Here is a 17,011-nt window from a genome sequence, read left to right on the forward strand (position 1 = left end):
GTTCGTGACCGACCTATTGAAGGTTCAGGATAACATCGTTTGTGGCGAAGACGAGGGCGACAACAAAATCGTGATCGCCCGTGCGGGCGATCCACAGATCATCGTTCGATCCGGCGCGTGGCTCAGTCGAGCCAGTCCGGGACGGAATCGAGCCCGATCAGCTCGTCGTAGCTCCGGCGCGGCCGGATCACGTGGAAGCGGTCGCCCTTGACCAGCACTTCCGGGATCAGGAGCCGGCTGTTGTAGGTGCTGGACTGGACCGCGCCATAGGCGCCGGCAGAGCTGACGGCGATAAGATCACCCGGCTTCGGCATGGCCATTTCGCGGTCAAGCGCCAGATAATCGCCGGTCTCGCAGACGGGGCCGACGACGTCAGCCTTGATGCGGGGGGCATTGGCGGCCGAAATGCGCACCGGCCTGATCTCGTGATAGGCCTCGTAGAGCGTCGGACGGATCAGGTCGTTCATGGCGCCGTCGACGATGACGAAGGTCTTGTCGCCGCCATCCTTGACGTAGATGACCTCGGTCACGAGGATGCCGGCATTGCCCACGATCAGCCGGCCGGGTTCGGTGACAATCTTGCAACCGAGCGACTGCAGCTGGCTCTTGACGATCGAGGCATAGGCGTCGGGCAGCGGCGGCGGGTTGTTGTCTTCCTTGTAGGGAATGCCGAGACCACCGCCGATATCGACGTGATCGATCGCATGGCCGTCGTTGCGCAGCGTATCGACCAGTTCGCGCAAGAGCTTGAAGGCGGCGTCGAAGGGCTGCAGCTCGGTGATCTGACTGCCGATATGCATGTCGATACCGGTGACCTGAATGCCCGGCAGCGTTGCGGCATGGGCGTAGACGGCGCGGGCGCGCTCCCACGAAATGCCGAACTTGTTTTCCTTCTTGCCAGTCGAGATCTTCGAATGAGTGCCGGCGTCGACGTCCGGATTGATGCGGAAGGAGACGTGCGCGCGCTTGCCGGCGCGAACGGCACGCTGGTTCAGGACTTCGAGTTCCGGCTCGGACTCGACGTTGAAGCAGTAGATGCCGGCCTCGAGCGCCAGGTCCATTTCCTGCGGGGTCTTGCCGACGCCCGAAAACATGATGCGGCTTGCTGGAATTCCGGCAGCCAGCGCCCGGCGCAGTTCGCCGCCGGACACGACATCGACGCCGGCACCAAGGCGCGCAAGCGTCTTCAGCACGGCCTGGTTCGAATTGGCCTTCATGGCGTAGCAGACCATAGCGTCGACGTCGGCAAAGGCCTTGGAGAAGACCTTGTAGTGCCGCTCGAGCGTCGCGGTCGAATAACAGTAGAAGGGGGTGCCGACGGCACGGGCGATGTCGGTCACCGGCACGTCTTCGGCGTAGAGGATTCCGTCGCGGTATTCGAAATGATTCACGGGGCGTGGCTCGGCTTAGAGGAGGGGATCGAGCAGGAAACGGCGGTCGTCTGCCTGTTCTTTCTTTTCGACGGTTCCGGCAGGGGTCAAGGTGTTGATCGGTGCCGTCGAGCCGGGTCGGTCGAGGTCGCCCTTGCGTCCACAACCGGCAAGAACCAGCCCGGGGATCGCCAGAAGAAGCGCAAACCGGGCCGCCTTCGTGAATGTCATCGTGATTTTCCTTCGCGGAGACTGATGCTGGTGCGATGTCTTATCGATTTTTCCGGCGCTTGTGCACCCTGATTCTGCGACCTGTTTCAGGCGCTTGTGTCGAGGAAGGGCGTTGCCCCGAAACTGACGGGCAGTTTCGGGAGACAAGCATCAGTTGCGGGCGCGCCACCAGGCGATCTGCTTGCGAACCTCGTTCGGGGCCGTGCCGCCGAAGGAGGTGCGGCTGGCAACCGAGGCCTCGACAGTCAACACATCGAACACCTTTGCGGTGATCTGGGGATGGATCGATTGCAAGTCTTCGAGCGTGAGATCGGCGAGGTCGCAGGTCTTCTGCTCGGCAAGGGCTACGGCACGGCCGGTGACGTGGTGGGCATCGCGGAAGGGCAGGCCCGCTTCGCGCACCAGCCAGTCGGCAAGGTCGGTCGCAGTCGAATAGCCGGAGCCGGCAGCCGCCTTCATCCGGTCGGCGCGGATGGTCATGTCACGCACCATGCCGGTCATCGCGGCAACGGCGAGTTCGAGGCTCTCGGCGGCGTCGAAGACCTGTTCCTTGTCTTCCTGCATGTCCTTGGAGTAGGCGAGCGGCAGGCCCTTCATGACGGTCAGAAGGGCGATCAGCGAACCGTTGATGCGGCCGGTCTTGGCGCGCACCAGTTCGGCAGCGTCCGGGTTCTTCTTCTGTGGCATGATCGACGAGCCGGTCGAAAACGCGTCGGACAGGCGGATGAAGCCGAACTGTGGCGTCGACCAGATGACGATCTCTTCGGCCAGGCGCGACAGGTGGGTGGCGGCGATCGCCGCGATCGACAGGAATTCGAGCGCGAAATCGCGGTCGGAAACCGTATCGATCGAGTTGCGGGTCGGGCCGGCGAAGCCGAGGGCGCTGGCGGTCATGTGGCGATCGATCGGGAAGCCGGTGCCGGCAAGGGCGGCGGCACCAATCGGGCTTTCGTCCATATGCTCGATGGCGTGGCGCACGCGCGAGCGGTCGCGGCCGATCATTTCGACATAGGCCATGCAGTGATGGCCGAAGGTGACGGGCTGGGCCGTCTGCAGATGGGTGAAGCCGGGCATGACGGTCTCGGCATGTTCCTCGGCGCGGTCGAGGAAGGCGGCGATCAGGCCGGTCAGGGCCTTTTCGGTCCGCTGCAGCTCTTCCTTGACCCAGAGGCGGAAGTCGAGCGCCACCTGGTCGTTGCGCGAGCGGGCGGTGTGCAGCCGGCCGGCGGCCGGCCCGATCAGGGTCGCAAGCCGCGCCTCGATGTTCATGTGGATGTCTTCGAGGCGGCGCGAGAACTCGAACTGGCCGCTTTCGATCTCTGACAGGATCGTGTTGAGACCGTGAACGATCTTGTCTTTGTCCTCAGCCGAAATGATGCCTTGATGCGCAAGCATGGTCGCATGCGCTATTGAGCCGCGGATGTCTTGGCCATAGAGCTTCTTGTCGAAGCCGATCGAGGCATTTATCTCCTCCATGATCGCGTCCGGACCCGAGGCGAAGCGACCGCCCCACATCTGGTTGGAGGATTTCGTCTCGGAATTGCCGTCAGCCATGAAGAATGCCCGCCTTGGAGAATGAAATGTCCGACCAGAAGAAATCCCCCCCGGCCGTGAAATTGTTCGCGCTCGCCGCCGTGTTCGGCGTGATCGTCGGTGCGGCTGCGGTATACGTGAAGGAGACGGGGTCTGGCAATGCCGAGACGACCGAAACGGCGGCTGCCGTATGCCCCTTGACCGGCGAAAAGGTAACCTCGCTGACACCGTTCATGAAGGGGCAGGTGGCCGCGATGTCGCCGGCCGCGTCGCCGCGCCCGATCGCGCTCGATTTCAGCGATCCTGAGGGCAAGCCGACGACGGTTTCAGCCTTTGCGGGCAAGACCCTGCTTGTCAATCTCTGGGCCACCTGGTGCGGACCCTGCCGCGAGGAGATGCCGGCGCTGAATGCGCTGCAGAAGTCGCTCGGCAGTGACAAGTTCGAGGTGGTCGCAATCAACATCGATGTCGGCGACGACGAAAAGCCGAAGGCCTTCCTCAACGAAACCGCAGTCCATGACCTTCGCTACTATCGCGATGCGTCGATGGGCGTCTTCAACAATCTGAAGAAGGAAGGTCTTGCCTTCGGCCTGCCAGCAACGTTGCTGCTGGACGACAAGGGATGCCTGATCGGTTCGATGAATGGCCCGGCCGCGTGGGACAGCGACGACGCCAAGGCGCTGATCGGCGCGGCAATCGCGCCCGCCGCCGGCAGCTGATCGCCTGGCCATCACCCTCCGACAACTGAAAAGCCCGGCATTTCGCCGGGCTTGGAATTTCTGAATTGGGTCGATTAGCGCGTGGGCACCGGGACGTCGCCGCGGTAGTCGTAGAAGCCGCGACCGGACTTGCGGCCGAGCCAGCCGGCCTCGACGTATTTGACCAGCAACGGGCAGGGGCGGTACTTGGAGTCCGCCAGGCCGTCGTGCAGCACCTGCATGATTGACAGGCAGGTGTCGAGGCCTATGAAGTCGGCAAGCTGCAGTGGGCCCATCGGATGGTTGGCGCCGAGCTTCATGGCGGTATCGATCGCCTCGACCGTACCGACGCCTTCATAGAGCGTGTAGATCGCTTCGTTGATCATCGGCAGCAGGATGCGGTTGACGATGAAGGCCGGGAAATCTTCGGCGACGGTCACGGTCTTGTCGAGCGTGCCGACGAATTCCTTGGCGGCCTTGAATGTGCCTTCGTCGGTTGCGATGCCGCGCACGAGCTCGACCAGCTTCATGACCGGAACCGGGTTCATGAAATGGATGCCCATGAACTTTTCCGGACGATCGGTGGCAGATGCCAGGCGGGTGATCGACAGCGACGAGGTGTTGGTCGCAAGCAGCGCTTCCGGCTTCATGACAGGACATACCTGGCCGTAGATCTTGCGCTTGATGGTTTCGTCTTCGGTGACCGCCTCGATGACGAGGTCCACCTGCGAGAGGTCGTTGATGTCGGACGAACCCTTGATCAGCGCAAGTGCTGCCTTGCGGGCCTCGTCGGTCATTTTGCCGGACGACACCTGACGAGCAAGGTTGCCGTTGACGGTGGCAAGGCCCGCCTCGATGCGGTCAGCGGCAAGATCGTAGATCTGCACCTTGTATCCGGCCATGGCCGAAACATGCGCAATGCCGCAGCCCATTTGCCCGGCACCAATAACTCCGACCGTCTTGATCATCGCGGCGAACATCCATCTTCAAGAATTTTGGCGGCCGTGCCGCCGTCATATACGAAAATACCGGGCCGGTCTGGCCGGCCCGGTAGATTGTTAATGCCAAGTCCGCGCTTTTGCCAGCCCTTTTCCTTGAGGCTCAGGCCGTGCGGTTGGCGAATGGTTACAGCGCCTTTGCAAGCTCCGGCAGGGCTTCGAACAGGTCTGCAACGAGGCCGTAGTCGGCGACCTGGAAGATCGGTGCCTCCTCGTCCTTGTTGATGGCGACGATGACCTTCGAGTCCTTCATGCCGGCCAGGTGCTGGATCGCACCGGAGATGCCGCAGGCGATGTAGAGATCGGGCGCGACCACCTTGCCGGTCTGGCCGACCTGCCAGTCGTTCGGCGCGTAACCGGCATCGACCGCGGCACGCGATGCGCCGACGGCTGCACCGAGCTTGTCGGCAACCGGAAGGATGACTTCCTGGAACTTTTCCGACGAACCGAGCGCCCGGCCACCCGAGATGATGATCTTGGCCGAGGTCAGTTCCGGGCGATCCGACGACGACAGCGCGTCGGCGACGAAGGTCGACAGACCCGGGTTGGCGGCTGCCGCGATCGTCTCGACCGACGCCGATCCGCCTTCTGAGGCCGAGGCGAACGAGGCGGTGCGCACGGTGATCACGCGCTTGGCCTCTGTCGTCTGCACCGTCTGGATGGCGTTGCCGGCATAGATCGGACGTTTGAAGGTGTCGGAAGAGACAACTTCGGTGATTTCCGAGACCTGGACGACGTCCAGAAGCGCTGCAACCCGCGGCAGCACGTTCTTGCCGACCGAAGTGGCGGCAGCAAGGATTGTGTCGTAGCTGCCGGCCAGCGAGACGATGAGGGCTGCCAAGGGCTCGGCCAGGTTGTTGGCAAGGCTTGCATCCTCGGCCACCAGCACCTTGGCGACGCCGGAAAGCTTGGCGGCCTGGTCAGCTGCCGCCTTGGCGCCGGCACCGGCCACCAGCACATGCACGTCGCCGCCGATTTTGCTCGCTGCCGTCAGCGCCTTGGCGGTCTGGTCGGAAAGGTGGCTGCCGTCGTGATCAGCCAGAAGCAGAATAGCCATGATGAAATCTCCCTTTCCTGAAACTTAAAGTACGCCGGCTTCGGTCTTGAGCTTTTCGACCAGCTCGGCCACCGACTTGACCTTGATGCCGGCCTTGCGGCCTTCCGGCTCCTCGGTCTTCAGCACCTTCAGCCGTGGCGTCGTGTCGACGCCGAAGTCGGCAGGGGTCTTCTTGTCGAGCGGCTTCTTCTTCGCCTTCATGATGTTGGGCAGCGAGGCATAACGCGGCTCGTTGAGGCGCAGGTCGGTGGTGACGACTGCCGGCAGCTTGATGTCGATCGTCTGCAGACCGCCGTCGACTTCGCGGGTCACGGTTGCCTTGCCATCACCGATCTCGACCTTGGAGGCAAAGGTGCCTTGCGCCCAGCCGAGTAGCGCCGACAGCATCTGGCCGGTCTGGTTCGAATCGTCGTCGATCGCCTGCTTGCCGACGATGATCAGGCCGGGCTGTTCGGCCTCGGCCACACCCTTGACGATCTTGGCGACGGCGAGCGGCTCGACCTGGTCTTCGGTCTCGACAAGGATCGCCCGGTCGGCACCCATGGCGAGCGCGGTCCTGAGCGTCTCTTCGGCCTTGGCCGGACCCACCGACACGACCACGACCTCGTCGGCCTTGCCGGCTTCCTTCAGCCGCAGCGCCTCTTCCACCGAGATCTCGTCGAACGGGTTCATCGACATCTTCACATTGGCAAGCTCGACACCCGAGCCGTCCGCCTTCACCCGGATCTTGACGTTGTAGTCAACCACCCGCTTAACCGTCACAAGTATTTTCATGGATTCTTCCCTCCAAGAGCTTTCGCAGGAAAATGCGCCTTAACGGAGCCGCCTGATTGTCGGTTGGCGACATCGATACGCGTTTTTTCTCCAATTACAATCACTGTGCATGGCGCTAAATCGATATAACCCCGAGAATTGGAATAACGTTTACGTACACGTAAGAAAGTAGCCTGACAAGACCTCTTCGCAGATGCGGCAACGGTGTTTTTCTCCGGTCAGGAAACGACAATCAACCCTTTGAAATAATAGGAAAACTGCGGTGCGCGCGGTGCCCAGCTGACGATTTCAGGCCGTTGGGCGACCCCACGGCGTCGGCGGTTTGCGCGTTTCGGGCAGGGGTTGTGGCAGGACGACGACGGACTCAACCTTGTGTTCGACGGCGCGCGGTGTGACGATCGTGCGGTCGAACAGGGGCACGCCGCGGCGTCGCAAAACGACCACCAGCGCGAGCCCGGCGACGATGCCGCCGACATGGGCGCTCCAGGAGACGCCACTACCCGGATCGACCACCAGCATGAAGAATTGCTGGCCGATCCAGAAGGCGAGTGGAATGGCCGCCGGCAGGGGCAAGGGAATGCGGAAAAACACCAGAACCCAGACGCGCACCTTCGGATGCAGCAGGAAATAGGCGGCGACCACGCCGGAGATCGCGCCCGAGGCGCCGATCAGCGGCGCTTCCGATGCCGGGTCGAGCAGGCCATGCGCCAGGGCTCCGGCAGCGGCACAGGCGAAATAGAACACCAGAAAGCGAAAGTGCCCGAGCGCATCCTCGACATTGTCACCGAACACCCAGAGGAACAGCATGTTCATCGCCAGATGCATGAAGTCGCCATGCAGGAAGGAGTAGGTGATGAAGGTAAAGCCATCGGGCACGATGATCAGCGACGGGTCGAGTTGGGCATAGTCGAAGACGAGTGCCGGTATGTAGCCGAAACCCAGGAGCGTCGCATTGGCGAACTCTTCGGTGGCGATCGGGCCGGTTATCAGCCAGACGGCGATGTTGATGACGATCAGGCTGATCGTCACATACTGAACCTTGATGTACTTCAGGGTGTTCTTATCGTGAAGCGGTATGAACATGCGGTCTCCCGAAGCGTGATTCCCTGGACGTTATCGGTTTTTTCCGGGAATCCATAGGACGTCGGCTTGACCTTTGTCGTTGGCCCAGCGGGCGGCCACGAACAGGAAATCCGACAGCCGGTTGATATAGGCGATCGCCTCACGGCTGACGATTTCTGTCTCGATCTGCGCCAGCGCCACCATCTGCCGCTCGGCGCGGCGGGCAACGGTGCGCGCTACATGGAGTGCGGCCGATGCGGCGCTGCCGGCCGGCAACACGAAGGAGCGCAGCGGTTCAAGGTCGGCGTTCAGCCGGTCGATTTCCGATTCGAGCCAGTCGACCTGGCTTGCGACGATGCGAAGCGGTTCATATTCCGGCTTCTCGCCGGTATCGGGCGTGGCGAGATCGGCGCCGAGGTCGAAGAGATCGTTCTGGATCCGCATCAAGGTGGCATCGAGATCGGGCACGTCGGCGGTGTATTGCCGGGCAGCGCCGACAAAGGCATTGGTCTCGTCGACAGCGCCATAGGCATCGACCCTGAGGTCGCTCTTCAGGCGGCGCGGGCCGGCGACGAGCCCGGTGGTGCCGTTGTCTCCCGTCCGGGTGTAGATCTTGTTGAGCTTGACCATGATGTCGTCAGGTTCCTTAAGACGGGCGGCCACCGCCGGTCAGCCACAGCGTCAGCATGATCAGGGCGATGGCGACTGCCTGCAACAGGACGCGCGCCTGCATAAGCTTGTTGGAGGTGTTGCCGCTGCCGCCCTTGGCCATGTTCACGAGGCCACGGATCAGGACGATGACGACCAGGCCCATGACGAGCAGGGTCAGGCCGGTGAAGAAACTGGACATCGAATGCTTCCTTGCGTTTACGATCAGCCTAGGCGGCCGATTATGCGGTAAAACAATGCTGCCGGCAGGAGCTTCTTCAGGAGCGCACCCTGCCTGGCGGGCCTTGTTACAATATAGTGCGGCTTGGGTCTTTTTGCCGTCAGCGCATGCTTGAGCACGGCATAGACCGCCTCCGGGCCGAGCTTGCCGGCGGCCGGCTTGCTTTCGCCTTTCAGCCGTCGCAACTGCCGTTCGTATTCGACCCGGTGCACTGATGTCTTCAGGTCGATGAAGCGCTCGATATAGGTCACGGCATTGGCGGTAAACCTGGAGGCGATCGGTCCCGGTTCGATCAGGCTGACCTCGATGCCGCTGCCTGCGAGCTCCATCTTCAGCGTCAGCGACAGCCCCTCGATCGCGAACTTCGAGGCGTTGTAGGCGCCGCGCCAGCGATAGGGAACTATGCCGAGAATGGAGGAGCATTGCACGATGCGGCCGCTACCGCGGGCGCGCATGGCGGGGATCACCCGGCGCGTCAGGTCGTGCCAGCCAATGACGTTGGTTTCGAGCTGCAGCCGCAAGGCCTCGGTCGGCAGATCCTCGACGGCACCGGCCTGGCCATAGGCGCCGTTGTTGAACAAAGCATCGATGCGGCCGCCCGAACGCGCCATCACGGCTTCGACCAAAGCGGCGATCGTTGCCGCCTGGGTATAGTCCATCAGGAAGGTTTCGATGCCCTCGTTTTCTAGAGCGCTGCGGTCGTCTTCACGGCGGACGGTGGCGAACACCCGCCAGCCGTCGGCCTTGAGCGCACGGGCGCAATGGGCGCCGATCCCGGATGAACATCCGGTGACAATGATTGTGGGGCGATCGGACATCCTGTCGATTCCTGTAGAAATCCTGCCCCCGTTTCCCATATTCATCGGCGGGATACAATTGAATTGCGCGAGCCCGAACCCGTGTACGTTGTCGCGGTTGGCCGAGCGCCAAAGCCATGGAACGGCATCGGAGGCCCCGCATGCGAATGCAGGTGACCCTGGTGCCACTCGGCCGGAGTGGAAATGCCATCGTTTATACGCATCACCTGGAAAGTCGTGTTCGATGCGCTATGGCACTTCAGTCTGGACGACGGCTGGGCCATGGCGAGCCATGTGGCGCTCTCCTCGCTGCTTGCCGTCTTTCCGTTCCTGATTTTCGGCACGGCACTCGGTAGTTTCCTCGGGGCCGATCAGTTTGCCGAGACCGCCGTTCATCTCATTTTCGACGCCTGGCCGGAATCGATCGCCACCCCGATCGCCAACGAGATCGTCCAGGTGCTGACCATTCCGCGTGGGGGCCTGTTGACTGTTTCGGTGCTCGCGGCCGCCTATTTCGCCTCGAATGGCGTCGAGGCGCTGCGGGTGTCGCTCAACCGCGCCTATAGGGTGACGGAGAGCCGCTACTGGTATGTGACGCGCCTCGCCAGCCTCGGCTTCGTGATTGCCGGGGTGCTGATCCTGGCAGCGCTCAGCATCCTGCTCGTCGCGGTGCCGCTTGCACTTCGCTACGCCGGCGAATGGCTGCCCTGGCTTGACGGGGTGTTGGCGACCGTCGACAACTGGAGCCTGCCGCTGGCGCTGGTCGTGGTCACGGGGGGGCTCTTCATGTCGCATCTGTGGCTGCCGGACGGGCATCGCAAGGTGATCGACGTGTTGCCCGGTATCTTCCTGACGCTGCTCTGCTGGACGATCGGGGGCTATACCTTCGCCTACTATCTTTCGACCTTTGCGACCTATGTCTCGACCTATGCCGGCCTTGCCTCGATCATGATCGTCTTGGTGTTCCTCTATATGGTCGCGGCGATCTTCATCATCGGCGCCGAGATCAACGCGGCCATCCTCAAGTACCGGGTCAAGCGCATGGTGCGGCGCAGCTTCCAGGGACAGCGCGCGACCGGGGATTAGGTTCGCCTAGAGGATCAATGCCCTGATGTCCGCCGGTGTGCGGCCAGCCTCGCGGAAGGCGGAGATGCCAGTGTCGCGATTGCTCTTGGAGAGTTTCCGGCCGTCCGCGCCGAGCAAAAGGCGGTGATGATGGTAGACCGGCTCCGGCAGGTCGAGGAGCCGCTGCAACAGGCGATGCACCGCAGTTGCATGATAGAGGTCGCGGCCACGCACCACATGGGTAATGCCTTGCAGCGCGTCGTCGACGACGACGGACAGATGATAGCTTGACGGCGCATCAGAGCGCGACAGGATGACATCGCCCCAGGCCGTCGGATCGGCCGCTATGAGGCCCGTCTCTCCCTCCGGGCCGTGGCCGGTCTCCTGCCAGGTCAGGGGCGTTGCGCCGGCCGCAAGCACGGCCCTTTGCATGTCCAGCCGCCAGGCATGGGGTTTGTTTCCGGCAAGAATGGCGTTGCGCGCGTCGCGGCCCAGATCGCGCTCGCGTCCGGGATAGAGTGGTGCGCCATCCGGATCGCGCCGCCAGACAAGGCCCCGCGTTTCGGCATCGGCAACCGCCGCCTTGATCTCGCCGCGGGACATTGCGGAGGGGTAGGCGAGGCCCATATCATCAAGCCGTTTCAAGGCGGATGCGTAGACGTCGAGGTGATCCGATTGTCGACGCGCCGGCTGTTCCCATTCAAGTCCGAGCCATGCGAGGTCGTCGACGATTGCCGTTTCGAACTCGGGGCGGCAGCGCGTCCGGTCGATATCCTCGATGCGCAACAGGAACCGCCCGTTCGACGCTTGCGCCATATCGTGGTTGAGCATCGCCGACAGCGCGTGGCCCAGATGCAAAAGTCCGTTCGGGCTCGGTGCAAAACGGAAAACGGGTTGTGCGGATGACGTCTTTGCCATCGTTTCCCTTTGACATGGAAGCGGTATAAAAATCATCCGCTTTTTGGAGGCGCCATGCGGATCATCCGGACACATGAGGACATCGAGGCGGGTCTTGCCGGCCTGGTGATGCTCGACGCCCGTCTCGAACATGTCGTGGCCAGGGCCGGTCCGGTGCCGCTCAGGCGAACGGATCCCGGCTATCGCGGGCTTGCCAGTATCATCGTGTCGCAGATGGTCTCGAAGGCGAGTGCTGCGGCGATCTGGAAACGCATGGAAGGCGCGCTCGGCGAGATTACCGCGCCTGCCGCGCTCTCGCTCAGCGACGAGGATTGCCGTGCGATCGGGCTTTCCCGCGCCAAGGCCGATACACTCCGGCGGGTGGCGCAGGCGGTCGTTGCCGGCGATATCGACCTCGACGCGATCTGCAATGTCGAAGCGTTGGACGCGATCCGCGAGCTGACGATGATCAAAGGCGTCGGGCGCTGGACGGCGGAGGTCTATCTCTTGTTTTGCGCCGGGCATCCGGACGTCTTTCCATCCGGCGACGTCGCGCTGCAGAACGCCATCGGCCATGGGCTCGGCCTGGAGCTTCGCCCGACCGCCCGCGAGATTGATTCGCTGGCCGCGCACTGGGCGCCGTGGCGCAGCGTCGCGGCGCGTCTGTTCTGGGCCTATTACGCGCAGGAAATGCGCCGGGATGCCGTTCCTGTGACACCTTGAAGGAAAAAGCGAATCCAAGGTTCGCTTTTTTCTTTCCTGCTTCACAATCCTGTTGCAACGGGCCTAATATAGAAGGTGCAGATGCCGAATCGATCAGGAGAATACGCTTGACGATTGCAGTCTCACCGCAGGCCTTACCGGCGCTCGTCTTGAACGCTGACTATCGGCCGCTGAGTTATTACCCCTTGTCGCTCTGGTCCTGGCAGGACGCGATCAAGGCGGTCTTCCTTGACCGTGTGATTATCCTTGCGGAGTACGAGCACTCGGTCTCCTCGCCCAGCTTCTCTATGCGGTTGCCGAGCGTGGTTTGCCTCAAGAGCTACGTGCAGCCGTCGCGTCATCCGGCGTTCACCCGGTTCAACGTCTTCCTGCGCGACAAGTTCGAATGCCAGTATTGCGGCACGCCCGACGACCTGACCTTCGACCACGTAGTGCCGCGCGCCCATGGCGGTCAGACGACCTGGGACAACGTCGTTGCGGCCTGCTCGCCCTGCAATCTGCGCAAGGGCAGCAAGTTGCCGAAGCAGGCAGGCATGGTCCCGCACCAGAAGCCCTACCAGCCGACGGTGCAGGACCTGCACAACAACGGGCGGCTATTCCCGCCGAACCACCTGCATGAAAGCTGGATGGACTATCTCTACTGGGATGTCGAACTGCAGCCCTGAGGTATTTCGGCTATCGGATTGTCGGCGACAGCGCCTTGAACGCCGGGGCAAAGCCACGCCGCGTGAACCTCTTCACGCGGCCGTCTCTTCAGGCGAAAGGTGATTTTACGTCTCAATCAGGCCTTGGCAGCGCCGCGCAGGGCAATCGCTGCAAAGATCAGGCTGGCAATGACGTTCCAGCCGGCAAAGGAGAGGCCGAGCACCCGAAGCGCTGCTTCCGTGCAAGAGGGACCATGCTTGGAATCGAGGTCACCCAAGAGGTCGCCGACATTGGACGATACGCCCTGCGCCGTCGTCGCGCAGGTTGACGGCCCTTCCCAGAAGCCCCATTCAGCGCCCGAGTGGTATACGCCCATGCCGGCACCCACGAGCATCAGGATGCCGATCGCCAGAAGCAGGGTGCGCGTCGTCCAGGCCGGCAGCTTCAGGGCGCTGGTGATGACGGCCAGAATGCCGAGCGGGATGCCGTAGTAATAGGGGTCGCGCTGCAAGAGGCAAAGCGCGCAGGGGATATAGCCGCCGATATGCTCGAAACCGAGCGCGCCGCCAACGGTCGCCGCCATGCCGAGCGTCAGGAGAACGGCGATGACGAGGTGATGGCGGGAAGCGGTGGAAGCGTCGATCATGCGTACCTCACGCGGGAAAGCATCGGGATTGGTGTCCGGCATATGCTGCATTGCAACTGAATGATGGCCTTCTTAGGTGCGACGGTGCGCGCTGTAAATCGTCTCGCCTGCGTCGTCTTTGCACGCTTTCGTGATTGTTGCGGAGCAAGTTGAAAATGGTGGTTGACCACGGCAAAAACCTTCGTGTAAATCCACGCCGCTGATATCTTATATCCCTGAGCCCCATTGGCGGAATTGGTAGACGCGCTCGACTCAAAATCGAGTTCCGAAAGGAGTGCTGGTTCGACCCCGGCATGGGGCACCACCACTTAAGCTTTTCCCGCATGACGTCCCAGCGTGGCTTCCCGTCGTCGACGGCACGCCGATCAAGCGCTTCGTGCGCAGTCTCATCTCATCGCTCACATCGCCAGGTCACTGCCGATTTGTCGCAGTGACTTCCTCTCCGATTTCGTTAAAAGCAGAATGATCATTCTGTTTTGGATTTGACGATGCTCGATCTGATTTTTCCCTATTATCTCTGGGTCAAGGCGGCGCATGTCGTCTCGGTGGTCGTCTGGCTCGGCGGCCAGTGTCTGCTGGTCGTCCAACTCGCCAGCCATCGGCAGGTGCTGGCGCAGCAGGGTAACGCCGATCTGCTCAGCGCCGTGGAGCAACGCTGCCTGCGGCTGGTCGTCAATCCGGCGATGCTGGCGACCCTTCTGCTGGGCGCAACGCTATTCTTCCTGCGCGGACCTGAGTTGCTTGGCGAGGGCTGGTTTCAGGTCAAGCTTGTCTTCGTCGTTGCGATGATGGCGCTTCACGGCGCCATAGCCGCAACGGTCGCTTCTCTGCGCCGAGAAACCGTCTCCGCAATCCGCATCCGTGCGCTGCAACTCGCAGGCCTGATGCTTACCGCCGCCATCGTTTCCATTGCCGTCATCAAATAGGAATCGACATGTCCGAACACCAAACCAACCGACAGATCTCCCGTCTGCTGCGTATCGCAGCGATCGCAGAGGGCACGACCTTGCTGCTCCTCGTCTTCGTCGGCGTGCCGCTGAAGCAGGGCCTCGGCTACGGCGAGGTGACGCGCTTCCTGGGGCCTTTGCATGGCCTTGCCTTCCTCACCTATATCTGGGCCGTCATCAACGAACTGTCCTTAGGCGATAAGCCGCGCGGTTGGGCCTTCAAGGCGATGCTGTTCAGCTTCGTGCCGGGCGGCACCTTCTGGTTCTTCCGTCGATCGATCGCTTCTGCGAGCTAGGGCATCATGGGCTACGACAAGGGGCTGAAAACGCGCGAAGAAATCCTCGATGCCGCTGGGCGGCTGGTTTTCGTTCGTGGTTATGCCGCCTCCTCCTTTTCCGAGATCACCGCCGCGCTCGGGATCTCGCTCGGCAAGATCACTCACCATTTTCCGAGCAAGGCCGCGTTGTTCGAAGCGCTGTTCGAGCAGGCTGTGGCGCATTTCCGAAAGGAGACGCTGCCGATCTTCGAAGCGCCCGAACTGATGCCGTTGCAGCGGATCGAGCGGGTGTTTTTCCGCATCGAGACGTTCTATGCAGCGCAAGGGGAAATCATCGGTTGCCCGGTGGGGCAGACGATGGTCGATCCCGTTGCCACAACCGTGGCTATGCGCGAACTGGCGGCGGCGTTGCTTGGTGATATCGAAAGATTGCTGGCGCGCAATCTCGTCGAAGTGGGTTGGTCGCCGGCGCAGGCGGCGTCGCGAGCAGCGATCGTGACGGCTGCTTGGCAAGGTGCGGTGCTGATCTCCCGGGGTGGGGGCGGGGTCGATGGTTTCAGGCGTATTCTCGGTCACGTCAGAACGCTTCTCGCCGAGGAGCCGCCGCGCTGACGTGAGGAATGCGTGGAGGCGACGAAAGAGGAAGCTCGTGCCTGTCGGTAGATAGCCCGCGTCGCGCTGACGATTGAACTGAGGCCGACGAAGATGTTAGGTGCAGTGCAGCAGAAGTCTGTCGCGGCGGGGCCATGTTACCGACAATCGAAAATTACGACGAACTCTACCGCGCGTTTGAGTGGCAGATCCCCAAGAAGTTCAACATCGGTGTCGCCGTCAGCGATGCCTGGGCCGCGCGTGAGCCGGAGCGCATCTGTCTTCAGCATTTCAACCCGGACGGCGATCATCGCACACTGACCTACGGCGCTTTCTCGCGGCAATCCTCCGCCTTCGCGCGCGGGCTTGAGCGCCAGGGGATCAAGCCGGGGGACCGCGTGGCGATCCTGCTGCCGCAGGGGTTCGAGGCCGCCATTGCGCATGCCGCCATCTACAAGCTCGGTGCGATTGCCCTGCCGCTCGCCCTTTTGTTCGGGGTCGAGGCGCTGGAATACCGTCTGCATGACGCCGGTGCCGCTGCGATCGTCACCAATGCCTTCGGCCATGAGCGCGTCGCCGCCATCCGCGGGCGGTTGCCGGGGCTGCGGCTGGTCGTGTTGAGCGGTGCCGAGCCCCGGCCAGGGACGCTCGACTTCACTGAGCTTGCCTCAGGGGGCGCCGACGGCTTCGTCGCCGCCGACACCACGCCCGACGATGCAGCACTGATGATCTACACTTCGGGAACGACAGGGCCGCCCAAGGGCGCGCTACATGGCCATCGGGTACTGCTCGGCCATCTTCCGGGGTTCCAGTTTCACCACCATTTCCTGCCGCAGCCTGATGACCGGATGTGGACGCCCGCCGACTGGGCCTGGGCTGGCGGCTTGCTGAACGCGCTCCTGCCCTCGTTGCTGCTCGGCGTTCCCGTGGTTTCGTCGCCGGCGCAGAAATTCGACCCGCATACCGCCTTCCGGATTCTGGAAGAGATGGACGTGCGCAATGCCTTCATTCCGCCGACGGCGCTGCGGCTGATGAAGGCGATCGACAGGCCGCGCGAGCGGTACCGTCTCAATCTCAGAACCATCGGTTCGGCCGGCGAGGCGCTCGGGCGGGAAACCTTCGAATGGGCCAAGGCCGCCCTCGGCCTCGAGGTCAGCGAGTTCTACGGCCAGACGGAGTGCAACATCGTCATTTCGTCGGCCGCCGATCTCGGCGTGGTCAAGCCGGGCTCGATGGGCAAGGCGGCTCCAGGCCACCGGGTGGCGATCATCGACGGTGACGGCCAGGAATTGCCGGCCGGAACTATCGGCCAGGTGGCGATCCGCAGACCGGATCCCGTGATGTTTCTCGGGTACTGGAAGAACGAGAGGGCGACGGACGCAAAGTTTATCGGCGACTGGATGACGACCGGCGACCAGGGCGTGATGGATGGCGAGGGCTACTTTACTTTCTTCGGGCGCGATGACGACGTGATCACCTCATCAGGCTACCGCATCGGTCCTGGAGAGATTGAGGACTGCCTTGCCGGACATCCGGACGTCCAGCTTGCCGCGGCCGTCGGAAAGCCGGACGCGTTGCGCACGGAAATCGTCAAGGCCTATGTCGTCCTGAGGCCCGGCGTGGCTGGCGACGAAGAAACCGCACAATCGATCCGCGACTGGGTGAAGACGCGTCTGTCGATGCATGAATATCCGCGGGAGATCGCGTTCGTCGACAGCATGCCGCTGACGACATCGGGCAAGGTTATCAGGCGGTTCCTGCGCGAGCAGGCGGCGGCGGAGCCGCCGCACGCGCCCATCTGAGGACGCCG

The 17,011-nt window shown here is 62.5% G+C and carries 20 protein-coding genes and 1 tRNA gene; 9 read left to right on the forward strand and 12 right to left on the reverse strand.

Features of this window, described 5'->3' with window-relative positions:
* Window positions 1–122: 122 nt before the first annotated feature.
* From lysA to argH, 3 genes are all read right to left on the reverse strand, one after another.
* Window positions 123–1,391, reverse strand: coding sequence for a diaminopimelate decarboxylase (gene lysA, locus AC07UR_RS32785; RefSeq protein WP_209793159.1), 1,269 nt, complete (start codon window positions 1,389–1,391; stop codon window positions 123–125).
* A 15-nt stretch (window positions 1,392–1,406) separates the two neighbouring features.
* Window positions 1,407–1,601, reverse strand: coding sequence for an LPS translocon maturation chaperone LptM (lptM, locus tag AC07UR_RS32790; RefSeq protein ID WP_077501004.1), 195 nt, complete (start codon window positions 1,599–1,601; stop codon window positions 1,407–1,409).
* Window positions 1,602–1,751: 150 nt separating this feature from the next.
* Complete coding sequence (argH, locus tag AC07UR_RS32795; protein ID WP_209793156.1) at window positions 1,752–3,155, reverse strand: argininosuccinate lyase; 1,404 nt, start codon at window positions 3,153–3,155, stop codon at window positions 1,752–1,754.
* Between the two features lie 26 nt (window positions 3,156–3,181).
* Between argH and tlpA the strand changes: the two genes are divergently transcribed.
* Window positions 3,182–3,853 carry a thiol:disulfide interchange protein TlpA gene (gene tlpA / locus AC07UR_RS32800; protein ID WP_209793154.1) on the forward strand — a complete coding sequence of 224 codons (672 nt, stop codon included), beginning with the start codon at window positions 3,182–3,184 and terminating at the stop codon, window positions 3,851–3,853.
* Between the two features lie 74 nt (window positions 3,854–3,927).
* Here tlpA and AC07UR_RS32805 read toward each other — a convergent pair whose 3' ends face one another.
* The 7 genes from AC07UR_RS32805 to AC07UR_RS32835 form a co-directional block, all read right to left on the reverse strand.
* Entirely contained in the window at window positions 3,928–4,800 is an 873-nt protein-coding gene (locus tag AC07UR_RS32805) for a 3-hydroxybutyryl-CoA dehydrogenase (protein ID WP_173423506.1), read from the reverse strand.
* A 157-nt stretch (window positions 4,801–4,957) separates the two neighbouring features.
* Window positions 4,958–5,887: an electron transfer flavoprotein subunit alpha/FixB family protein gene (locus tag AC07UR_RS32810; protein ID WP_209793152.1), complete on the reverse strand. Its 930-nt coding sequence runs from the start codon at window positions 5,885–5,887 to the stop codon at window positions 4,958–4,960.
* Between the two features lie 24 nt (window positions 5,888–5,911).
* Window positions 5,912–6,661 (reverse strand): electron transfer flavoprotein subunit beta/FixA family protein, encoded by a 750-nt coding sequence (locus tag AC07UR_RS32815; RefSeq protein WP_209790197.1) that lies wholly within the window; start codon window positions 6,659–6,661, stop codon window positions 5,912–5,914.
* Window positions 6,662–6,949: 288 nt separating this feature from the next.
* Window positions 6,950–7,744, reverse strand: coding sequence for a rhomboid family intramembrane serine protease (locus AC07UR_RS32820; RefSeq protein WP_173423505.1), 795 nt, complete (start codon window positions 7,742–7,744; stop codon window positions 6,950–6,952).
* Between the two features lie 30 nt (window positions 7,745–7,774).
* Window positions 7,775–8,353, reverse strand: coding sequence for a cob(I)yrinic acid a,c-diamide adenosyltransferase (locus AC07UR_RS32825; protein ID WP_209793150.1), 579 nt, complete (start codon window positions 8,351–8,353; stop codon window positions 7,775–7,777).
* A 16-nt stretch (window positions 8,354–8,369) separates the two neighbouring features.
* Window positions 8,370–8,573, reverse strand: a complete 204-nt coding sequence (locus AC07UR_RS32830; RefSeq protein ID WP_077500997.1) for a twin transmembrane helix small protein — start codon at window positions 8,571–8,573, stop codon at window positions 8,370–8,372.
* Between the two features lie 23 nt (window positions 8,574–8,596).
* Window positions 8,597–9,430: an SDR family oxidoreductase gene (locus AC07UR_RS32835; protein ID WP_209793148.1), complete on the reverse strand. Its 834-nt coding sequence runs from the start codon at window positions 9,428–9,430 to the stop codon at window positions 8,597–8,599.
* Between the two features lie 183 nt (window positions 9,431–9,613).
* On the opposite strand from AC07UR_RS32835, the gene AC07UR_RS32840 reads away from it, so the two are divergent.
* Window positions 9,614–10,495 carry a YihY/virulence factor BrkB family protein gene (locus AC07UR_RS32840; protein WP_173423502.1) on the forward strand — a complete coding sequence of 294 codons (882 nt, stop codon included), beginning with the start codon at window positions 9,614–9,616 and terminating at the stop codon, window positions 10,493–10,495.
* Window positions 10,496–10,501: 6 nt separating this feature from the next.
* Here AC07UR_RS32840 and gluQRS read toward each other — a convergent pair whose 3' ends face one another.
* The gene (gene gluQRS, locus AC07UR_RS32845) at window positions 10,502–11,392 is read right to left on the reverse strand and encodes a tRNA glutamyl-Q(34) synthetase GluQRS (RefSeq protein WP_234942083.1); all 891 of its coding nucleotides are present in this window, start codon (window positions 11,390–11,392) and stop codon (window positions 10,502–10,504) included.
* A gap of 54 nt (window positions 11,393–11,446) precedes the next feature.
* Between gluQRS and AC07UR_RS32850 the strand changes: the two genes are divergently transcribed.
* Complete coding sequence (locus AC07UR_RS32850) at window positions 11,447–12,094, forward strand: DNA-3-methyladenine glycosylase family protein (protein WP_209793144.1); 648 nt, start codon at window positions 11,447–11,449, stop codon at window positions 12,092–12,094.
* Between the two features lie 107 nt (window positions 12,095–12,201).
* Window positions 12,202–12,759 (forward strand): HNH endonuclease, encoded by a 558-nt coding sequence (locus AC07UR_RS32855; protein WP_173423499.1) that lies wholly within the window; start codon window positions 12,202–12,204, stop codon window positions 12,757–12,759.
* 116 nt (window positions 12,760–12,875) lie between these two features.
* Here the strand turns inward: AC07UR_RS32855 and AC07UR_RS32860 are convergent, their stop codons facing one another.
* Complete coding sequence (locus tag AC07UR_RS32860) at window positions 12,876–13,385, reverse strand: disulfide bond formation protein B (protein WP_173423498.1); 510 nt, start codon at window positions 13,383–13,385, stop codon at window positions 12,876–12,878.
* 219 nt (window positions 13,386–13,604) lie between these two features.
* Between AC07UR_RS32860 and AC07UR_RS32865 the strand changes: the two genes are divergently transcribed.
* The 5 genes from AC07UR_RS32865 to AC07UR_RS32885 all read left to right on the forward strand — a co-directional run bounded on the left by AC07UR_RS32865 (window position 13,605) and on the right by AC07UR_RS32885 (window position 17,003).
* Window positions 13,605–13,689 (forward strand) — tRNA-Leu (locus tag AC07UR_RS32865).
* Window positions 13,690–13,873: 184 nt separating this feature from the next.
* The gene (locus AC07UR_RS32870) at window positions 13,874–14,311 is read left to right on the forward strand and encodes a CopD family protein (RefSeq protein WP_209793142.1); all 438 of its coding nucleotides are present in this window, start codon (window positions 13,874–13,876) and stop codon (window positions 14,309–14,311) included.
* Between the two features lie 8 nt (window positions 14,312–14,319).
* A complete protein-coding gene (locus tag AC07UR_RS32875) occupies window positions 14,320–14,628 on the forward strand; it encodes a DUF3817 domain-containing protein (protein WP_234942082.1) in 309 nt (102 codons plus the stop codon).
* 6 nt (window positions 14,629–14,634) lie between these two features.
* On the forward strand, window positions 14,635–15,222 hold the full coding sequence (locus AC07UR_RS32880; RefSeq protein WP_209793140.1) for a TetR/AcrR family transcriptional regulator: 588 nt from the start codon (window positions 14,635–14,637) through the stop codon (window positions 15,220–15,222).
* A 134-nt stretch (window positions 15,223–15,356) separates the two neighbouring features.
* Window positions 15,357–17,003 (forward strand): AMP-binding protein, encoded by a 1,647-nt coding sequence (locus AC07UR_RS32885; protein WP_209793137.1) that lies wholly within the window; start codon window positions 15,357–15,359, stop codon window positions 17,001–17,003.
* Window positions 17,004–17,011 lie beyond the last annotated feature (8 nt).

It is taken from the genome of Ensifer sp. GW821-FHT05G01 (assembly GCF_059419585.1).